The organism is Herbiconiux sp. VKM Ac-2851, assembly GCF_013205105.1.
In the GTDB taxonomy this organism is placed as follows: domain Bacteria; phylum Actinomycetota; class Actinomycetes; order Actinomycetales; family Microbacteriaceae; genus Herbiconiux; species Herbiconiux flava.
On sequence record NZ_JABMLJ010000001.1, the window covers coordinates 737,693 to 753,572 of the forward strand.

Below are 15,880 nucleotides of genomic sequence, written 5' to 3' on the forward strand. Positions count from 1 at the left end.
CAGGGCACTGATCAGACCAGGCTGCGCAGCACGTACTGCAGGATGCCGCCGTTGCGGTAGTAGTCCGCCTCACCGGGGGTGTCGATGCGCACCACGGCGTCGAAGGTGATCGTCGACTTTCCGGGGGCTGACGACTCGCTGGGCTCGGCGGTGACGCGCACCGTCTTCGGCGTGCTGCCCGAGTTGAGCTCCTCGATGCCCGCGATCGAGACGATCTCGGTGCCGTCGAGGCCGAGCGACGCCCAGCTCTCGCCGGCCGGGAACTGCAGCGGCACGACGCCCATGCCGATCAGGTTCGAGCGGTGGATGCGCTCGAAGCTCTCGACGATGACGGCCTTCACGCCGAGGAGCGAGGTGCCCTTCGCCGCCCAGTCGCGCGACGAGCCGGAGCCGTACTCCTTGCCGCCGAAGATCACCAGCGGCGTCCCGGCCGCCTGGTAGTTCTCGGAGGCGTCGTAGATGAACGACTGCGGGCCGCCCTCCTGCGTGAAGTCGCGGGTGTAGCCGCCCTCGACGCCGTCGAGGAGCTGGTTCTTCAGGCGGATGTTCGCGAAGGTGCCGCGGATCATCACCTCGTGGTTGCCGCGACGCGAGCCGTAGGAGTTGTAGTCCTTGCGGTCGACGCCGTGCTCGTCGAGGTAGCGGCCGGCGGGGCTGTCGGCCTTGATGTTGCCGGCCGGGCTGATGTGGTCGGTGGTGACCGAGTCGCCGAGCTTCGCGAGCACCCGGGCGCCGACGATGTCGGAGACCGGGGTGGTCTCGAGGGTCATGCCCTCGAAGTACGGGGGCTTCCGCACGTAGGTGGACTGCGCGTCCCACTCGAAGGTGGGGCCGGTGGGCGTCGGCAGCGACCGCCAGCGCTCGTCACCCTCGAAGACGCTCGAGTACTGGTGGGTGAACATGCCGGTGTCGATCGAGGAGTCGATCGTGGCCTGCACCTCGGCCGCGTCGGGCCAGATGTCCTTCAGGAACACGTCGTTCCCCTGCGAGTCCTGACCCAGCGGGTCGACCTCGAAGTCGAAGTTCATCGAGCCGGCCAGCGCGTAGGCGATGACGAGCGGCGGCGACGCCAGGTAGTTCATCTTCACGTCGGGCGAGATGCGGCCCTCGAAGTTGCGGTTGCCCGAGAGCACCGCGGTGACGGCCAGGTCGTTGTCGTTGATGGCGGCGCTGACCTCGTCGATCAGCGGGCCCGTGTTGCCGATGCACACCGTGCAGCCGTAGCCGACGGTGTAGAAGCCGAGGGCCTCGAGGTCGTCGGTGAGGCCGGCCTTGGCGTAGTAGTCGGTGACGACCTTCGAGCCCGGGGCCAGCGTGGTCTTGACCCACGGCTTGGCCTTGAGGCCCAGCTTGTTCGCGTTGCGCGCCAGGAGGCCCGCCGCGAGCATGACGCTCGGGTTCGAGGTGTTGGTGCACGAGGTGATCGCGGCGACCGCGACGGCTCCGTGGTCGAGCGTGTAGCTGTCTCCGGCGGGGGTCTCGACCCGGGTGGGCTTCGACAGATCGCCGGGGGCGTGGCTGACGTGCGAGTGCGAGACCTCGTGGGCCGTGTCCTCGTCCTGCGGGGTGAAGCCGATGGGGTCGGACGCCGGGAAGGTGTCCTCCACCGCGGCGTCGACGCGGGACAGGTCCTGCGTCGCGTAGTCGGCGAGGTCGCGCACGAAGGTCTCCTTCGCGACGCTGAGCTCGACGCGGTCTTGCGGGCGCTTCGGGCCCGAGATCGACGGCACCACGGTGCTGAGGTCGAGCTCGAGGTACTCGCTGAACTCGGGCTCCTGCGACGGGTCGTGCCAGAGCTTCTGCAGCTTCGAGTAGGCCTCGACCAGGGCGACCTGCTCCGCGCTGCGGCCGGTGAAGCGCAGGTAGTCGAGGGTGACGTCGTCGATCGGGAACATGGCGGCGGTCGAGCCGAACTCGGGGCTCATGTTGCCGATGGTGGCGCGGTTCGCGAGCGGCACCTGGCCGACGCCCTCGCCGTAGAACTCGACGAACTTGCCGACGACACCGTGCTTGCGCACCATCTCGGTGATCGTGAGCACCACATCCGTCGCCGTGACACCGGGCGGGATGGAGCCGGAGAGCTTGAAGCCCACGACCTTGGGGATGAGCATCGACACGGGCTGGCCGAGCATGGCCGCCTCGGCCTCGATGCCGCCGACGCCCCAGCCGAGCACGCCCAGGCCGTTGACCATCGTGGTGTGCGAGTCGGTGCCGACGCAGGTGTCGGGGTAGGCGCGGAGCACCCCGCCCACCTCTCGGGTGTAGGTGACGCGGGCCAGGTACTCGATGTTGACCTGGTGCACGATGCCCGTTCCGGGCGGCACGACCTTGAAGTCGTCGAAGGCCGTCTGGCCCCAGCGCAGGAACTGGTACCGCTCACCGTTGCGCTCGTACTCGATCTCGACGTTGCGCTGCAGCGCGTTCTCGGTGCCGAACAGGTCGGCGATGACCGAGTGGTCGATGACGAGCTCGGCGGGCGCCAGCGGGTTGATCTTCGCCGGGTCGCCGCCCAGGGCGCTGACGGCCTCGCGCATGGTGGCGAGGTCGACGATGCACGGCACGCCCGTGAAGTCCTGCATGACCACGCGCGAGGGCGTGAACTGGATCTCGGTGTCGGGCTCCGCCGTGGGAACCCAGTCGCCGAGGGCCGAGATGTGCTCGGCCGTGATGTTCGCACCGTCTTCGGTGCGGAGGAGGTTCTCGAGCAGCACCTTGAGGCTGAACGGAAGCTTCTCGTGGCCCGGCACCTGATCGATGCGGAACACCTCGTACGAGGCGTCTCCGACCTTCAGAGTGTCTTTCGAACCGAAACTGTTGACTGCCGACACGTCGACCTCACCTTCGCTGACTCACGACAATCCTTGTGCGTGAGAAGGGTGAATGGCTAGCAAGGGAACCCTTACCGAAAAGGCCCCGGAAGCCGGTTCACGCCTGATTGATTTATCTTGACGTCAAGATAAATATAGCACCCGGTCGCCGTCTCACTCCCGGTCGGAGACGAGGCCCTTCGAGCGGGCGATCCGGTACCAGAGCTCGATGCCGGCCGCGCCCACCACGCCGACGCCGACCGCGAAGCCGAGACCGGGCAGCCCGGGCACCTCGAGGGCGAAGAAGTCGCGCGCGATCGGGATCGTGAACGACACGGCGAAGGCGAGCGTGACTGATCCGATCAGCGCGAGCCGCGCCTTCGAGAACGGCCGCGCGAGCACGCTCAGCACCCAGAGCGACACGATGAACAGGGTGATCGTCACGAGGCTCCGGGTCTCGTCGAGCGGCAGCAGTTCGCTCAGCACCGCGAACGAGGCGATCACGGCAGCCGAGGCGATCAGTCCCGACGGGATCGAGAAGCTCAGGATGCGCTTCAGCACCCCGGGGCGGTAGCGCCGACGGTTTGGCGCCAGGGCGAGGAAGAACGACGGGATGCCGATGGCCAGCGTCGACACAAGCGTCATCTGCCGGGGCAGGAACGGGAAGCGCCAGAGCAGAACGGCGACCACCACGGCCAGCACGATGCCGTAGACCGTCTTCGTCAGGAACAGGTTCGACACCCGCTCCACGTTGGCGATCACCCGGCGGGCGTAGTCGAGAACGGTCGGCAGCCGGTCGAAGCGGCCCTCGAGCAGCACGATGCGTGAGACCGCCCGGGTGGCCGGGGTGGCGTTGCCCATCGCGATGCCGAGGTCGGCGTCCTTCACGGCCATGGCGTCGTTGACGCCGTCGCCGGTCATCGCGACGGTGTGGCCGTCGGCCTGCAGCTGGTGCACGACCCGGCGCTTCTGCTCGGGGGCCACCCGGCCGTAGACGCTGGTGCCGCCCAGGGCCTCGACGAGCTCCTCGTCCGAGACGAGGGTGGAGGCGTCCCGCGCCGGGCCGGGCAGGCCGAGCTCTCCGGCGATCGCGCCGACGGTCACGGGGTTGTCGCCCGAGAGCACGACGACCCGCACGCCCTGCTCGTCGAAGTAGTCGAGCGTCGGCCGCGCATCCGTTCGCACCGTCTCGTGGAAGACCGCGATCGCCGCGGGCCGGAAGCCCTCGCCCGGGGTGACCCGCTCGGAGTAGTCGGAGGCGAGGCCGGCACCGCGGCCGAGGGCGAGCGCACGGCGTCCGCCGGAGGCGATGCCCTGGGCGGCGGCCAGAGCATCCGGGAACCCCTCGAGCAGGCGTTCGGGGGCGCCGAGCAACCAGGTCTCGCGAATGCCGTCGCGGTCGAAGGTGACGGCGCTGAAGGCGCGGCGCGAGTTGAACGGCAGCCGCTCGAGAACGGTGCCGCCGTCCGCGTCGAAGTGCGTGCGCAGGGCGAGGGCGGTCTGGTTGGCGGCGACGTCGTGGGCGATCAGGCCTAGCACCGCGTCGAGCTCGGCGTCGGCGAACGGGGGCTCACCCGCGGGCGGCTCGATCGTGACGAGCCGCTCGAAGCCGATCTCGCCGGTGGTGAGCGTGCCGGTCTTGTCGAGGCAGAGCACGTCGACCCGGGCCAGCACCTCGACGGCGGCGAGCTCCTGCACGAGCACCTTCTGCCGCCCGAGCTGGATCACCGCGACCCCGAACGCGAGGCTCGTCAGCAGCACCAGCCCCTCGGGGATCATGCCGACCACGGCGGCGACCGTGTCGATGCCGGCCTGTCGGAAGTCCTCCGGGCTCGTGCCGTCGCCGCTGTAGGCGATCACCCGCCCGATCACGACGATGGCGATGATCGGCAGCAGCAGCCAGGTCAGGTACACCAGGATGCGCGTGGTGGCGGCCCTGAGCTCGGAGTACACCACGGAGTGGCGCTTGATCTCGCGGGTCAGCGTGTTGGCGTAGGAGTCGGCGCCGACCGCCGTGACGGTCGCCTCGGCGGTGCCGGACACGACCAGCGAACCCGAGAGCACCGTGTCGCCCGCGTGCTTGGCGACGGGCTCGGACTCGCCGGTGAGCATCGACTCGTCGACCAGCAGGTCGCTGGCGCTGCCGAGGGTGGCGTCGGCGGTGACCTGGTCGCCCGGCCGCAGCAGCATGAGGTCGTCGAGCACGATCTGCTCGGGGCGCACCACGACGACCGCCCCTCCGCGGCGCACGGCGGTCTCGGGGGCCGACAGCAGCGCGAGGCGCTCGAGGCTGCGCTTGGCGCGCAGCTCCTGCACGATGCCGATCAGCGAGTTGACGACCACGATGCCGAAGAACAGACCGTCGCCGAGGTCGCCGAGCAGCAGCACGGCGATGAAGCAGGCGGTGAGGATGCCGTTGAAGAACGTGAGCACGTTCTCCCTCAGGATGCTCGACACCGACCGCGAGAGCGAGGAGTCCTGCTCGTTCGTCTGCCCGCGGGCGACCCGCTCGGCGACCTCCTCGGCGCTCAGCCCCGGTGCCTCCCCCGCACCGACGCGCTCCCCCGGCGCGGCCACTAGCCGGCCGACCCGGACGGCGCGGCGTCGTTGTCGACCGCCGGTTTCGCATACGCCGCCCGGACGAGCAGCCAGGTCACCCAGAGCAGCCCCGCGTACAGCGGCACTCCCATGATCAGCTTCACCGAGCCGAGCAGTGTCGTCTCGCCCGCGAGGTAGAGCGGGAGCTCGAACAGCAGCCGCGCGGCGAACAGACCGACCCAGCACCAGGTGGCGACGAGCACGACGCGACCCTTGGCCGGATCGGTGCGGTAGCCGGCCGGGTCGTTGGCCAGGAGGCCCACGATCACGCCGATCAGCGGCCGGCGCACGATCAGCGAGATCAGCAGCACGATCAGGCAGACCGTGTTGATCGCAATGCCGACGAGGAAGTTGTCCTCGGCCCGCCCCGTGAACAGCGCCAGGGCCGCCGAGATGCCCACGCCGAGCAGCCCGGCGACGGCCGGCATCGGCGCACTGCGGGTGACGAGCCGCACGAGCACGAAGACGACCGACACGGCCACCGGCGCGACGACCGCGAGGACCAGGTCTTTCGTGAACGTGTAGATCACGAGGAAGGCGAGCCCGGGCAGGATCGACTCGATCAGGCCGCGCACGCCGCCGATGGCCCGCAGCAGCGAGGAGCCCGACGGGGTCTCTCCCGGCTTCACCTGCCCGATGCCGGCGTTCCGGGCCGCCTGGGCGAACGCCTCGTGGAAGGTGGGCTGGCGCTCTGCATCGCGCCCGGGGCCGGCGTCGCTCACCGGATCAGCTGCCGGCGGGCGCCGCGCCGCCCGAGGCCGCGGTCTTCGGGATGCTCAGCGGGATGAGGTCGCGCGGCGGCATCGGCTGCGTGCCGCGCACCACGACGACGCTGCGGAACAGCTCCTCGACGGCCGTCTTGGCGGTGGGGTTCTGGATGGCCTCGCCGGCGATCACGCCGCGGAGCAGCCAGCGCGGGCCGTCGACGCCGATGAACCGCGCGATGCGCATGCCCTGGGTGCCGTCGGGCGCCGTGGCGGGCACGCCGGCCACCAGCTCGGGGCCGAACGGGCCCACCTGCGCGGTGCTCTTGCCGCCCTGCTTGAGGATCTGGTCCTCGATCTGCTCGCGGATCTCGTGCCACAGCCCGGTGGAGCGGGGTGCGGCGAACGCCTGCACCTGCAGCGTCGATCCGGCGTAGTCGAGGCCCACCGCGACGACGCGGTTGGTGCCCTCCTCCACCTCCAGGCGCAGGTGAAGCCCCTCGCGAGGCAGGATCTTGAGACCGCCGAGGTCGACGTAGGGCCGGGCGGGGTTGGCCTCGGTGGCGTCGAAGGGGCCGTCGGTCGCGCGATCGGCGGGAGCGGACTTGGCGTCGCGGTCGACGACCTCCGCGGCGTCGTCGCCGGTGGCGGTGGTGCCGTCGGTGCCGGCGGTGGTGCCGTCGGTGGTCGCCAGCTCGCCCTCGGTGGGCTCTTCTGGCACGAGTTCGTTGTCGGTCATGACTGGTTTCCGTTCGTGGGCGACGAGTATCCGGTCGACCCGAAGCCGCCCTGTCCGCGATCGCTCCCGGGGAGCGTCTCGACGGGCACGAACACGGCTCGTGTCACCGGCATCACGATCAGTTGCGCGATTCTGTCGCCGACGGCGATATCGTACGGCACTGCGCTGTCGGTGTTCAGGAGGGCGACCTTGATCTCGCCGCGGTAGCCCGCGTCGACGGTGCCCGGGGAGTTGACGATGGTGATGCCGTGCTTCGCGGCGAGCCCCGAGCGCGGCACCACGAAGGCGGCGAAGCCGTCGGGCAGAGCGATCGAGACGCCCGTGCCGACGAGCCGCCGTTCACCGGGGGCGAGGGTGAGCGCCTCGGCGGAGCGGAGGTCGGCCCCGGCGTCCCCGGGGTGGGCGTACTCCGGCACCTCGGGCGCGGTGATCAGGATCTCGGTGGTGGAAGTCACGAGACGAGGCTAGGGCATCCGCCGCCGGGCTGTCGGGCCTCCCCGGGAAAGGATGATCGAATAGAGCCATGTCGCACTATCGGGAACGGCTCACCCCGTCGCTCTGGGTCTTCGTGGCCACCGCCCTCGTCATCCCCGCGAGCATCCTGGTGTTCGCGCCGGTGACCGCTGTGCCCGGACTCGTCGTGGGCACCGCCGTCGGCCTCGTGCTCTACGCGGGGGTGCTGGCCGTGCTGGTCGCGACCGCGCCGGTGATCGAGGTGTCGGGGGGCCGGCTCAGGGTCGGCCGCGCATCCATCGCCCTCGATCTTCTCGGCGGATGCACGGCTTACGAGGGCCCCGAGGCCTTCGCCGAACGGGGCACCCGTCTCGACGCGCGCGCCTTCCTCTGCATCAGGGGCTGGATCAAGCCGGTCGTCAAAATGCGAATCGCCGATCCGCTGGACCCGACACCCTACTGGCTGGTGTCGAGCCGGCGTCCCGGCGATCTCATCGATGCGGTGACGGTGCGCTAGGCGCGCCTCGCGTGAAAGGCCTCTAGGAGGCGCACTCCACGCAGATGGCGCCGAGCTTCTCCTCGTGATCGATCTGCGAGCGGTGCTTCACCAGGAAGCAGCTCACACAGGTGAACTCGTCGGCCTGCGGGGGCAGGACGACGACATCCAGGTCGAGGTCGGAGAGGTCGGCCCCGGGGAGTTCGAAACCACCCGGGTTGTCGGCGTCATCGACATCTACGACGCCGGACATCTTGTCCGGAACTCGCTCCTTCAGCGCTTCGATCGAGTCCGAGTCGTCGTCGGTCTTGCGCGGTGCGTCGTAATCAGTCGCCATGCCCATCCACTTCTTGAATACAGCCGTTTAACCAAATCGGCGGCGTTAGTTTGCATCATTGATGCCCGAATAGCAAACCGTCGAATGAGCAATGAATACTCATGGCGCCATCAACTTCCGGCACGCCCGGAACATTCCCCGGTGCAGGGGGCGCCGCATGGCATCCTGTCAGCGAACAGTGACCTCTGGAGGCCTTCCACCATGCAGGATCTATCGGTAATCGGAGTCGAGAACGGGGCGTTGATCGTCTCGAGCGACGGCGGGGAGCGTTTCCGCATCGTCATCGACGACGTGCTCCAGTCCCGGCTCCGTGCGAGCATCGCGTCCGCGCAGAGCGGAAAGAAGGTCTCGCCGCGCGAGATCCAGATGCACATCCGGGCCGGGCTCTCGGCCGTCGAGGTGGCCGAGCTCACCGGGGCCGACGTCGAGTACGTCGAGCGCTTCGAGGGCCCCGTGCTCGCCGAGCGCCAGTTCATGGTCGACTCGGCGCTTCGCGTGCCCGTGCAGCCCACCTCCCCCGCCGACCCGCTCGGCGAGGAGCCGCTGTCGACCTTCGGCGACGCGCTCGAGGAGCGCCTCGAGGGTCTCGACGCGAAGGACATCCGCTGGGCCAGCTGGAAGGACGAGTCGGGCTGGATCGTCAAGCTCACCTTCTCCTCCCGCGAGATCGAGCACGACGCCCGCTGGCAGTTCGACCCCAAGCGGCACGTGCTCACCCCGCTGAACAACGAGGCCACCACGCTGTCCCGCCACGGCGAGCTGACCGAGGGGCTCATCCCCCGGCTGCGCGCGGTGTCGGCGAACGACGCCCAGCGCTTCGACAGCGGCGCATTCGACCCGCTCGACGACCGGGGTGCCGACTCCGAGACGACTCCGGATGCTCATGCCGAGCCCGAGGCAGCAGCGGCGCACACCCCGTCCGAGACCCCGACCACGGTCGTGGGAGCCAGCCGCCTGCTGCGCGACCCCTCCCGCGAGGCGGCCGGACGCGCCGAGAACCGCCCCTTCGACGCCTTCGCGGTGAAGCGCTCGGACGACGAGCCGGCCGACCACAACCAGACCGCCGACCTCCTCGAGGCGCTGCGGCGCCGGCGGGGCGAGCGCGAGGCGGCGGCGTCCGAGCCCGAGGAGACGGCCGAGCATCCGGTGTTCGGCGGGCCCCGCGCCCTCGACCGCTCGACGGCACCCGCGGCCACGGGCTCGGGCTCGGGCGAGCGCGAGCGCGACGACGCCCAGGAGGTGGCCGACCTGTTCGGCCCCGACGCGACCGACACCCCGCTCGACGGCCTCGGCTCGGAGCTGGCCGACGCGCCGGCCGGCAAGGGCGGGCGCGGAGGCACCGGACCGCAGCCGCGGGCGAAGCGCCAGCGCGCGTCGATGCCGAGCTGGGACGAGATCGTCTTCGGCGCCCGCAGCGACGACGACCCGGCCTAGCGCCGACGCCCGGTCTAGCGCGCGAAGGCGCCGGCGCGCAGGAGCGGGACGAGCGTCTCCTCGTCGGTGAGGGAGCCGTGCTGGCCGATCATCGACTGGCCGGCCGTGTCGCCGCCGCGTCCGTCGTAGTAGGCGACGAGCTTGCGGGCCGCGACGATCACGTCGCCGATCCTCGGCCGCACCTCGTCGTCGACGGCCGGGCCGAACCAGCCCGCCGCGATCGCCTCGTCGCGCGTCGCGATCCACGCCCGGGAGCCCTCAGCGGCGCGCCAGGCGTCGGCCAGGCGGTCGGCGGCGGCGCGGGCATCCTGAACCGACAGGGCGGGGTCGAGATAGAGCTGCACGCAGCGCGGGTCGCCGCCGATGTGGCGTACGCCCTCGACGAGTGACGGCACGTCGCCGAACAGCACGTGCCCCGTCACGGGCACGTCGACGACACCGTGGTCGGCGGTGAGCAGCAGCCCCTCACCGCGCCGCAGCTGCGACACGAAGCCGCCGTAGGCCTGGTCGAGGGTCTCGAGGGTGGCGAGCCAGCGGTCGGACTCCCAGCCCTTCGCGTGCGCCAGCTGGTCGAGTTCGGGCACGTAGAGGTAGACCAGCCGGCGGCCGCCCTGGTCGAACAGGCGGCGGGCGGCGGCGAAGCGCTCGGCGATCGAGCCGGCCGGCACGTATTCGGCGCCGCGGAGGATGGCCTGGGTGAGCCCTGAGGTGGCGTACTTGGCGGGCCCGATGGTGTTCGAGGGGATGCCCGCCTCGCGCAGTTGCTCGAAGACCGTCGGGCGGCGCTGCCAGGTGGCCGGATCCATGGCCTCCGACCAGCCGGAGAGCTGGTTCACGACGGCGTTCGCTGCCGGCACGAGCGCCGTGTAGCCGACGATGCCGTGCTCGCCGGGGCGCGTGCCCGTGGTGAGCGACGAGAGCGCGGCGGCCGTCGTGGTCGGGAAGCCGCTGACGAGGCTCGAGCGCTTGGTCAGCGCGGCGGTGAGCGACCGGGCGTGACCGGCCCGGGCCCGGAGGGCGGCGGTGCCCAGCCCGTCGACCAGCACCACGATGACGCGCTCGGCCGCGGGGAGCTCCAGCGGGTTCGGCTCGCCGGCCAGTGCCCGCGTGCAACTCGGCAACACGTCGGCGAGCGTCAGCTCCCCCGCCGCGCGCGTCGGTAGCATGGTGACCATTCGGCCAAGTCTGGCACACGACCTCCAGCCCCGCCCCTGCATCCGGGCGCGCGCGGCTCCACGAGAAACCATGGAATGACAGCAGCGAAGAACGATCCGTCCGAAGCCGTCGTCGAGAAGATCCTCGACGTCGACGTCTCGACGGAGATGCAGGACTCGTTCCTCGAGTACGCGTACTCGGTCATCTACTCCCGCGCCCTGCCCGACGCCCGTGACGGACTGAAGCCGGTGCAGCGCCGCATCCTCTACATGATGAGCGACATGGGCCTCCGCCCCGACCGCGGGCACGTCAAGAGCGCCCGCGTCGTGGGCGAGGTGATGGGCAAGCTGCACCCGCACGGCGACACCGCCATCTACGACGCCCTGGTGCGCCTCGCGCAGTCCTGGACCATGCGCGTGCCGCTCGTCGACGGCCACGGCAACTACGGCTCGCTGGATGACGGCCCCGCCGCCTCGCGCTACACCGAGGCCCGCCTCGACGCGGCCGCCATGGCGATGGTCGAGAACCTCGACGAGGACGTCGTGGAGTTCGTGCCGAACTACGACAACCAGCTCACCCAGCCCGACGTGCTGCCCGCGGCCATCCCGAACCTGCTGGTCAACGGCACCACCGGCATCGCGGTCGGCATGGCCACCAACATGGCCCCGCACAACCTGATCGAGGTCGTCGCCGGAGCCCGCTACCTGCTCGAGCACCCCGACGCCTCGCTCGACGAGCTGATGTCGTTCATCCCGGGCCCCGACCTGCCGGGCGGCGGAACCATCGTCGGCCTCGCCGGTGTGCGCGACGCCTACGAGACCGGCCGCGGCGCCTTCAAGACGCGCGCGAAGGTCTCGGTCGAGAACCTCACGGCACGAAAGGTCGGCCTCGTGGTCACCGAGCTGCCCTACCTCGTCGGCCCCGAGAAGGTGATCGCCAAGATCAAGGACGGGGTGACCTCGAAGAAGCTCCAGGGCATCAGCGACGTCACCGACCTCACCGACCGCACGCACGGCCTGCGCCTCGTGATCGGCATCAAGACGGGCTTCAACCCGGATGCGGTGCTCGAGCAGCTCTACAAGCTCACCCCGCTCGAAGACGGCTTCAACATCAACAACGTGGCGCTCGTCGACGGCGGGCCGCTGACGCTGGGCCTCCGCGAGCTGCTGATCGTCTACATCAACCACCGCATCGACGTCGTCACGCGGCGCACCCGCTTCCGTCTGGCCCGGCGCAACGAGCGCCTGCACCTCGTCGAGGGCCTGCTGATCGCCATCCTCGACATCGACGAGGTCATCCAGGTCATCCGCACCAGCGACGACAGCGAGGCCGCGCGAGCGCGCCTGATCGACGTCTTCGAGCTCAGCGTGCTGCAGGCCGACTACATCCTCGAGCTGCGCCTGCGCCGGCTCACGAAGTTCTCGCTGATCGAGCTCGAGGCCGAGCGCGACCGCCTGCGCGAGGAGATCGCGCAGCTCGAGGCGCTGCTGGGTGACCCCGCGCTCATCCGCCGGGCCGTCTCCGACGAGCTCGAGGAAGTGGCCGAGAAGTTCGGCACCCCGCGCCGCACCCTGCTCACCGAGGCGCGGCCGCAGGCGCCGGCCTCACGCCGCTCGCAGCCCGTGCTCGAGGTGGCCGACTCGCCCTGCACCGTGTATCTCAGCACGACCGGGCGGGTGCTGCGGGTCGACCGCGAGGAGAGCGCCGAAGGCGACGGCGGCCCGGGCACACCGGCCGGCTCCGGCTCCGGCGCAGCCCTGCGCCGCAGCAAGCACGACGCCATCCGCAGCGAGGTCACGACGACCCGGCGCTCCGAGGTCGGGGCGATCACCGACACGGGCCGACTGATCCGGATGCCCGTGCTCGACCTCCCCGCCGCACCTCTCAACTCGGTGCAGCTCGGCGCCGGTGTGCGCATCAGCGACTACCTCGCCCTCGACGCCAAGCGCGAGAAGATCGTCGGCCTCGTGTCGCTGACCTCCCCCGTGCCGATCGCGCTCGGAACGGCCCAGGGCGTCGTCAAGCGCGTGGCACCCGGCGCGTACCCGGCGAAGCCCGACTTCGAGCTGATCGCCCTGAAGCCCGGCGACAAGGTCGTGGGCGTCGCGCAGCACTCCGAGGACGACGAGCTCGTCTTCATCACCTCGGATGCGCAGCTGCTGCGCTTCTTCCAGGCGAGCGTGCGGCCCCAGGGTGTGACCGCGGGGGGCATGGCGGGCATCAACCTCGGATCCGGCGCCTCGGTGATCTACTTCGGCTCGGTGCCCGACACGGGCGACGCCGTCGTCGTGACCATCGCCGGCAGCACCGCGACCCTCGCCGGCACCGACCCGGGAACGGGCAAGGTCTCGGAGTTCGCCGAGTTCCCGCCCAAGGGCCGGGCGACCGGCGGCGTTCGGGCGCACCGCTTCCTGAAGGGCGAGGACGTGCTCACCGTCGCGTGGGCGGGGCCGGCTCCGGCGCTCGCCGTCGCCAACGACGGCGCCGCCCGGACCCTCCCCGAGGTCGGGGCCCGGCGCGATGCGTCGGGAGTGGGTCTGGGCGGCGTCGTGGGGTCGGTCGGGGCCGAGCGCTCAGCGAGCTGACGAGGCGGCTGCTACTTCGAGAGCAGCTTCGCGGACTCGTCGTGCCAGCCGGTCGCGACCTGGGAGAGCTTCTCCTGGTACTTGCGGCCGTGGTGGGCGCAGAACAGGAGCTCTCCGCCGGACGGCATGTCGACTCGGATGTAGGCCTGGGCGCCACAGCTGTCGCAGCGGTCGGCCGCGGTGAGCTGGTAGGCGTTCTCGATGTCGGAGACAGCCTCGGTGTCGGCGATTGACTGCATCTTCTGCTCCTTAGCTGCTCGGGCGGATCGGGTTATCTGCAATCAAAGCACCGATTCCGGTGGCCTCGTCGCCAATGCCCCGTGTTTCGCTCTGCGCGTACCGTGCATCCGGAGCTCGGGCCGTCAGGTCTGAGGGGCCTGGTGTGGCGCGGCAGGAGGGCGATGCCCAGCGATTACGCTGGATGAGGAGGCCGACGTGCTCTCCGCGAACCACGAAGGAGACCCGGTGGCCACACCGTCCGACTACTCTGCCCGGCATCTGTCCGTCCTCGAGGGGCTCGAGGCCGTGCGCAAGCGCCCCGGCATGTACATCGGCTCCACCGACTCCCGCGGCCTCATGCACTGCCTCTGGGAGATCATCGACAACGCGGTCGACGAGGCCCTCGGCGGGCACGGCAGCTCCATCGACATCGTGCTCCGCGGCGACGGCAGCGTCGAGGTGCGCGACACGGCCCGCGGCATCCCCGTCGACATCGAGCCCAAGACGGGGCTCTCGGGCGTGGAGGTCGTGTTCACGAAGCTGCACGCAGGCGGCAAGTTCGGCTCCGGCTCCTACGCGGCGTCCGGCGGGCTGCACGGCGTCGGAGCATCCGTCGTGAACGCCCTCTCGGAGCGGCTCGACGTCGAGGTCGACCGCGACGGCAAGGTCTGGGCGATGTCGTTCCACCGGGGCGAGCCCGGCATCTTCGACGACCAGGGCGGTGAGCCGAGCCCGGATGCGCCGTTCACGCCGTTCGAGAAGCAGAGCGAGCTGCGCGTGGTCGGCAAGGTGAAGCGCGGCGTCACCGGCACGCGGGTGCGCTACTGGGCCGACCGGCAGATCTTCACCAAGGGCGCCGAGTTCCAGACCGACGACCTGGTGGTGCGGGCGCGGCAGACCGCGTTCCTCGTGCCGGGCCTCGCCATCGAGATCGACGACGAGCGCGGCGAGGAGCCGCGCCGGGAGTCGTTCCGCTACGAGGGCGGCATCTCGGAGTTCGTCGAGCACCTTGCCGCCGACGCCCCGGTCACCGACGTCTGGCGCATCCAGGGCTCCGGCACCTTCACCGAGACGGTGCCCGTGCTCTCGGAGTCGGGCGCGATGCTGCCGACCGAGCTGCGCCGCGAGTGCGAGGTCGACCTGGCCCTTCGCTGGGGCATCGGCTACGACACCTCGTTCAAGAGCTTCGTCAACATCATCTCGACGCCCAAGGGCGGCACGCACCAGACCGGCTTCGAGGCCGGGCTGCTGAAGTTCCTGCGGCAGACGGTCGAGGCGAACGCACGCCGGCTCAAGGTCGGCAACGACAAGCTCGAGAAAGACGACGTGCTGGCCGGCCTCACCGCGGTGCTCACCGTGCGCCTGCCCGAGCCGCAGTTCGAGGGCCAGACCAAGGAGGTGCTCGGCACCCCCGCCGTGCGGAACATCGTCTCGCAGGTGGTCACGAAGGGCCTCTCCGAGCGCTTCTCCTCGACCAAGCGCGACGACAAGACCCAGGCCTCCCTGGTGCTCGACAAGGTCGTCGCCGAGATGAAGTCGCGCATCTCGGCCCGCGCCCACAAGGAGACCCAGCGCCGCAAGAACGCGCTCGAGAGCTCGTCGCTGCCGGCCAAACTCGTCGACTGCCGTTCCTCCGATGTCGCGCAGAGCGAGCTGTTCATCGTCGAGGGCGACTCGGCGCTCGGCACCGCGAAGCTCGCGCGCTCGAGCGAGTTCCAGGCGCTGCTGCCCATCCGCGGCAAGATCCTGAACGTGCAGAAGGCGTCGATCGCCGACATGCTCTCGAACGCCGAGTGCGCGTCGATCATCCAGGTGATCGGCGCCGGGTCGGGCCGCTCGTTCGATCTCTCGGCCGCGCGCTACGGCAAGATCATCCTGATGAGCGACGCCGACGTCGACGGGGCGCACATCCGCACCCTGCTGCTGACGCTGTTCTTCCGCTACATGCGGCCGCTGATCGAGGACGGCCGGGTGTACGCCGCCGTGCCCCCGCTGCACCGCGTGGTCGCGATCAACCCCGGTTCGAAGCCGAACGAGACGATCTACACCTACTCCGAGGCCGAGCTGAACGGTGTGCTGGCGCAGCTGAAGAAGTCGAACCGCCGCTATCAGGACCCGATCCAGCGCTACAAGGGCCTCGGCGAGATGGATGCCGATCAGCTCGCCTCGACCACGATGGACAAGCGCTACCGCACCCTGCGCCGGGTGAACGTGGCCGACGCGGCCGTGGCCGAGCGGATGTTCGAGCTGCTGATGGGCGACGAGGTTCCGCCGCGCAAGGAGTTCATCATCGCGGGCTCCGACAAGCTCTCCCGCGACCGCATCGACGTCTGACCCGAGCCCGGCCTCCTCG

12 protein-coding genes are annotated in these 15,880 nt (G+C 70.3%); 4 read left to right on the forward strand and 8 right to left on the reverse strand.

Annotation, left to right across the window (positions count from 1 at the left end):
• Window positions 1-11 precede the first annotated feature (11 nt).
• From acnA to dut, 5 genes are all read right to left on the reverse strand, one after another.
• A complete protein-coding gene (gene acnA / locus HQQ85_RS03420; RefSeq protein ID WP_173181083.1) occupies window positions 12-2,828 on the reverse strand; it encodes an aconitate hydratase AcnA in 2,817 nt (938 codons plus the stop codon).
• A 153-nt stretch (window positions 2,829-2,981) separates the two neighbouring features.
• Window positions 2,982-5,384 (reverse strand): HAD-IC family P-type ATPase, encoded by a 2,403-nt coding sequence (locus HQQ85_RS03425; RefSeq protein WP_173181084.1) that lies wholly within the window; start codon window positions 5,382-5,384, stop codon window positions 2,982-2,984.
• The gene (locus HQQ85_RS03430) at window positions 5,384-6,127 is read right to left on the reverse strand and encodes a DUF3159 domain-containing protein (protein ID WP_173181085.1); all 744 of its coding nucleotides are present in this window, start codon (window positions 6,125-6,127) and stop codon (window positions 5,384-5,386) included. The genes HQQ85_RS03425 and HQQ85_RS03430 overlap by 1 nt, the downstream gene beginning before the upstream one ends.
• 4 nt (window positions 6,128-6,131) lie before the next feature.
• The gene (locus HQQ85_RS03435; RefSeq protein WP_173181086.1) at window positions 6,132-6,848 is read right to left on the reverse strand and encodes a DUF3710 domain-containing protein; all 717 of its coding nucleotides are present in this window, start codon (window positions 6,846-6,848) and stop codon (window positions 6,132-6,134) included.
• Entirely contained in the window at window positions 6,845-7,303 is a 459-nt protein-coding gene (gene dut / locus HQQ85_RS03440) for a dUTP diphosphatase (RefSeq protein ID WP_173181087.1), read from the reverse strand. The genes HQQ85_RS03435 and dut overlap by 4 nt, the downstream gene beginning before the upstream one ends.
• A gap of 68 nt (window positions 7,304-7,371) precedes the next feature.
• On the opposite strand from dut, the gene HQQ85_RS03445 reads away from it, so the two are divergent.
• A complete protein-coding gene (locus HQQ85_RS03445) occupies window positions 7,372-7,818 on the forward strand; it encodes a DUF3093 domain-containing protein (protein ID WP_173181088.1) in 447 nt (148 codons plus the stop codon).
• Between the two features lie 22 nt (window positions 7,819-7,840).
• Here HQQ85_RS03445 and HQQ85_RS03450 read toward each other — a convergent pair whose 3' ends face one another.
• Window positions 7,841-8,134, reverse strand: coding sequence for a DUF4193 domain-containing protein (locus tag HQQ85_RS03450; RefSeq protein ID WP_066038695.1), 294 nt, complete (start codon window positions 8,132-8,134; stop codon window positions 7,841-7,843).
• A gap of 201 nt (window positions 8,135-8,335) precedes the next feature.
• On the opposite strand from HQQ85_RS03450, the gene sepH reads away from it, so the two are divergent.
• Window positions 8,336-9,568, forward strand: a complete 1,233-nt coding sequence (sepH, locus tag HQQ85_RS03455) for a septation protein SepH (RefSeq protein WP_173181089.1) — start codon at window positions 8,336-8,338, stop codon at window positions 9,566-9,568.
• Between the two features lie 14 nt (window positions 9,569-9,582).
• Here sepH and HQQ85_RS03460 read toward each other — a convergent pair whose 3' ends face one another.
• Window positions 9,583-10,743, reverse strand: coding sequence for an alkaline phosphatase family protein (locus HQQ85_RS03460; RefSeq protein WP_173181090.1), 1,161 nt, complete (start codon window positions 10,741-10,743; stop codon window positions 9,583-9,585).
• Window positions 10,744-10,818: 75 nt separating this feature from the next.
• On the opposite strand from HQQ85_RS03460, the gene HQQ85_RS03465 reads away from it, so the two are divergent.
• A complete protein-coding gene (locus tag HQQ85_RS03465; protein ID WP_173181091.1) occupies window positions 10,819-13,308 on the forward strand; it encodes a DNA topoisomerase (ATP-hydrolyzing) subunit A in 2,490 nt (829 codons plus the stop codon).
• Window positions 13,309-13,319: 11 nt separating this feature from the next.
• On the opposite strand, the gene HQQ85_RS03470 is transcribed toward HQQ85_RS03465, so the two are convergent.
• Window positions 13,320-13,547 carry a hypothetical protein gene (locus tag HQQ85_RS03470; RefSeq protein ID WP_173181092.1) on the reverse strand — a complete coding sequence of 76 codons (228 nt, stop codon included), beginning with the start codon at window positions 13,545-13,547 and terminating at the stop codon, window positions 13,320-13,322.
• A gap of 226 nt (window positions 13,548-13,773) precedes the next feature.
• Here HQQ85_RS03470 and HQQ85_RS03475 point away from each other — a divergent pair, with 226 nt between their 5' ends.
• Window positions 13,774-15,861 (forward strand): DNA topoisomerase IV subunit B, encoded by a 2,088-nt coding sequence (locus tag HQQ85_RS03475; RefSeq protein WP_173181093.1) that lies wholly within the window; start codon window positions 13,774-13,776, stop codon window positions 15,859-15,861.
• Window positions 15,862-15,880 lie beyond the last annotated feature (19 nt).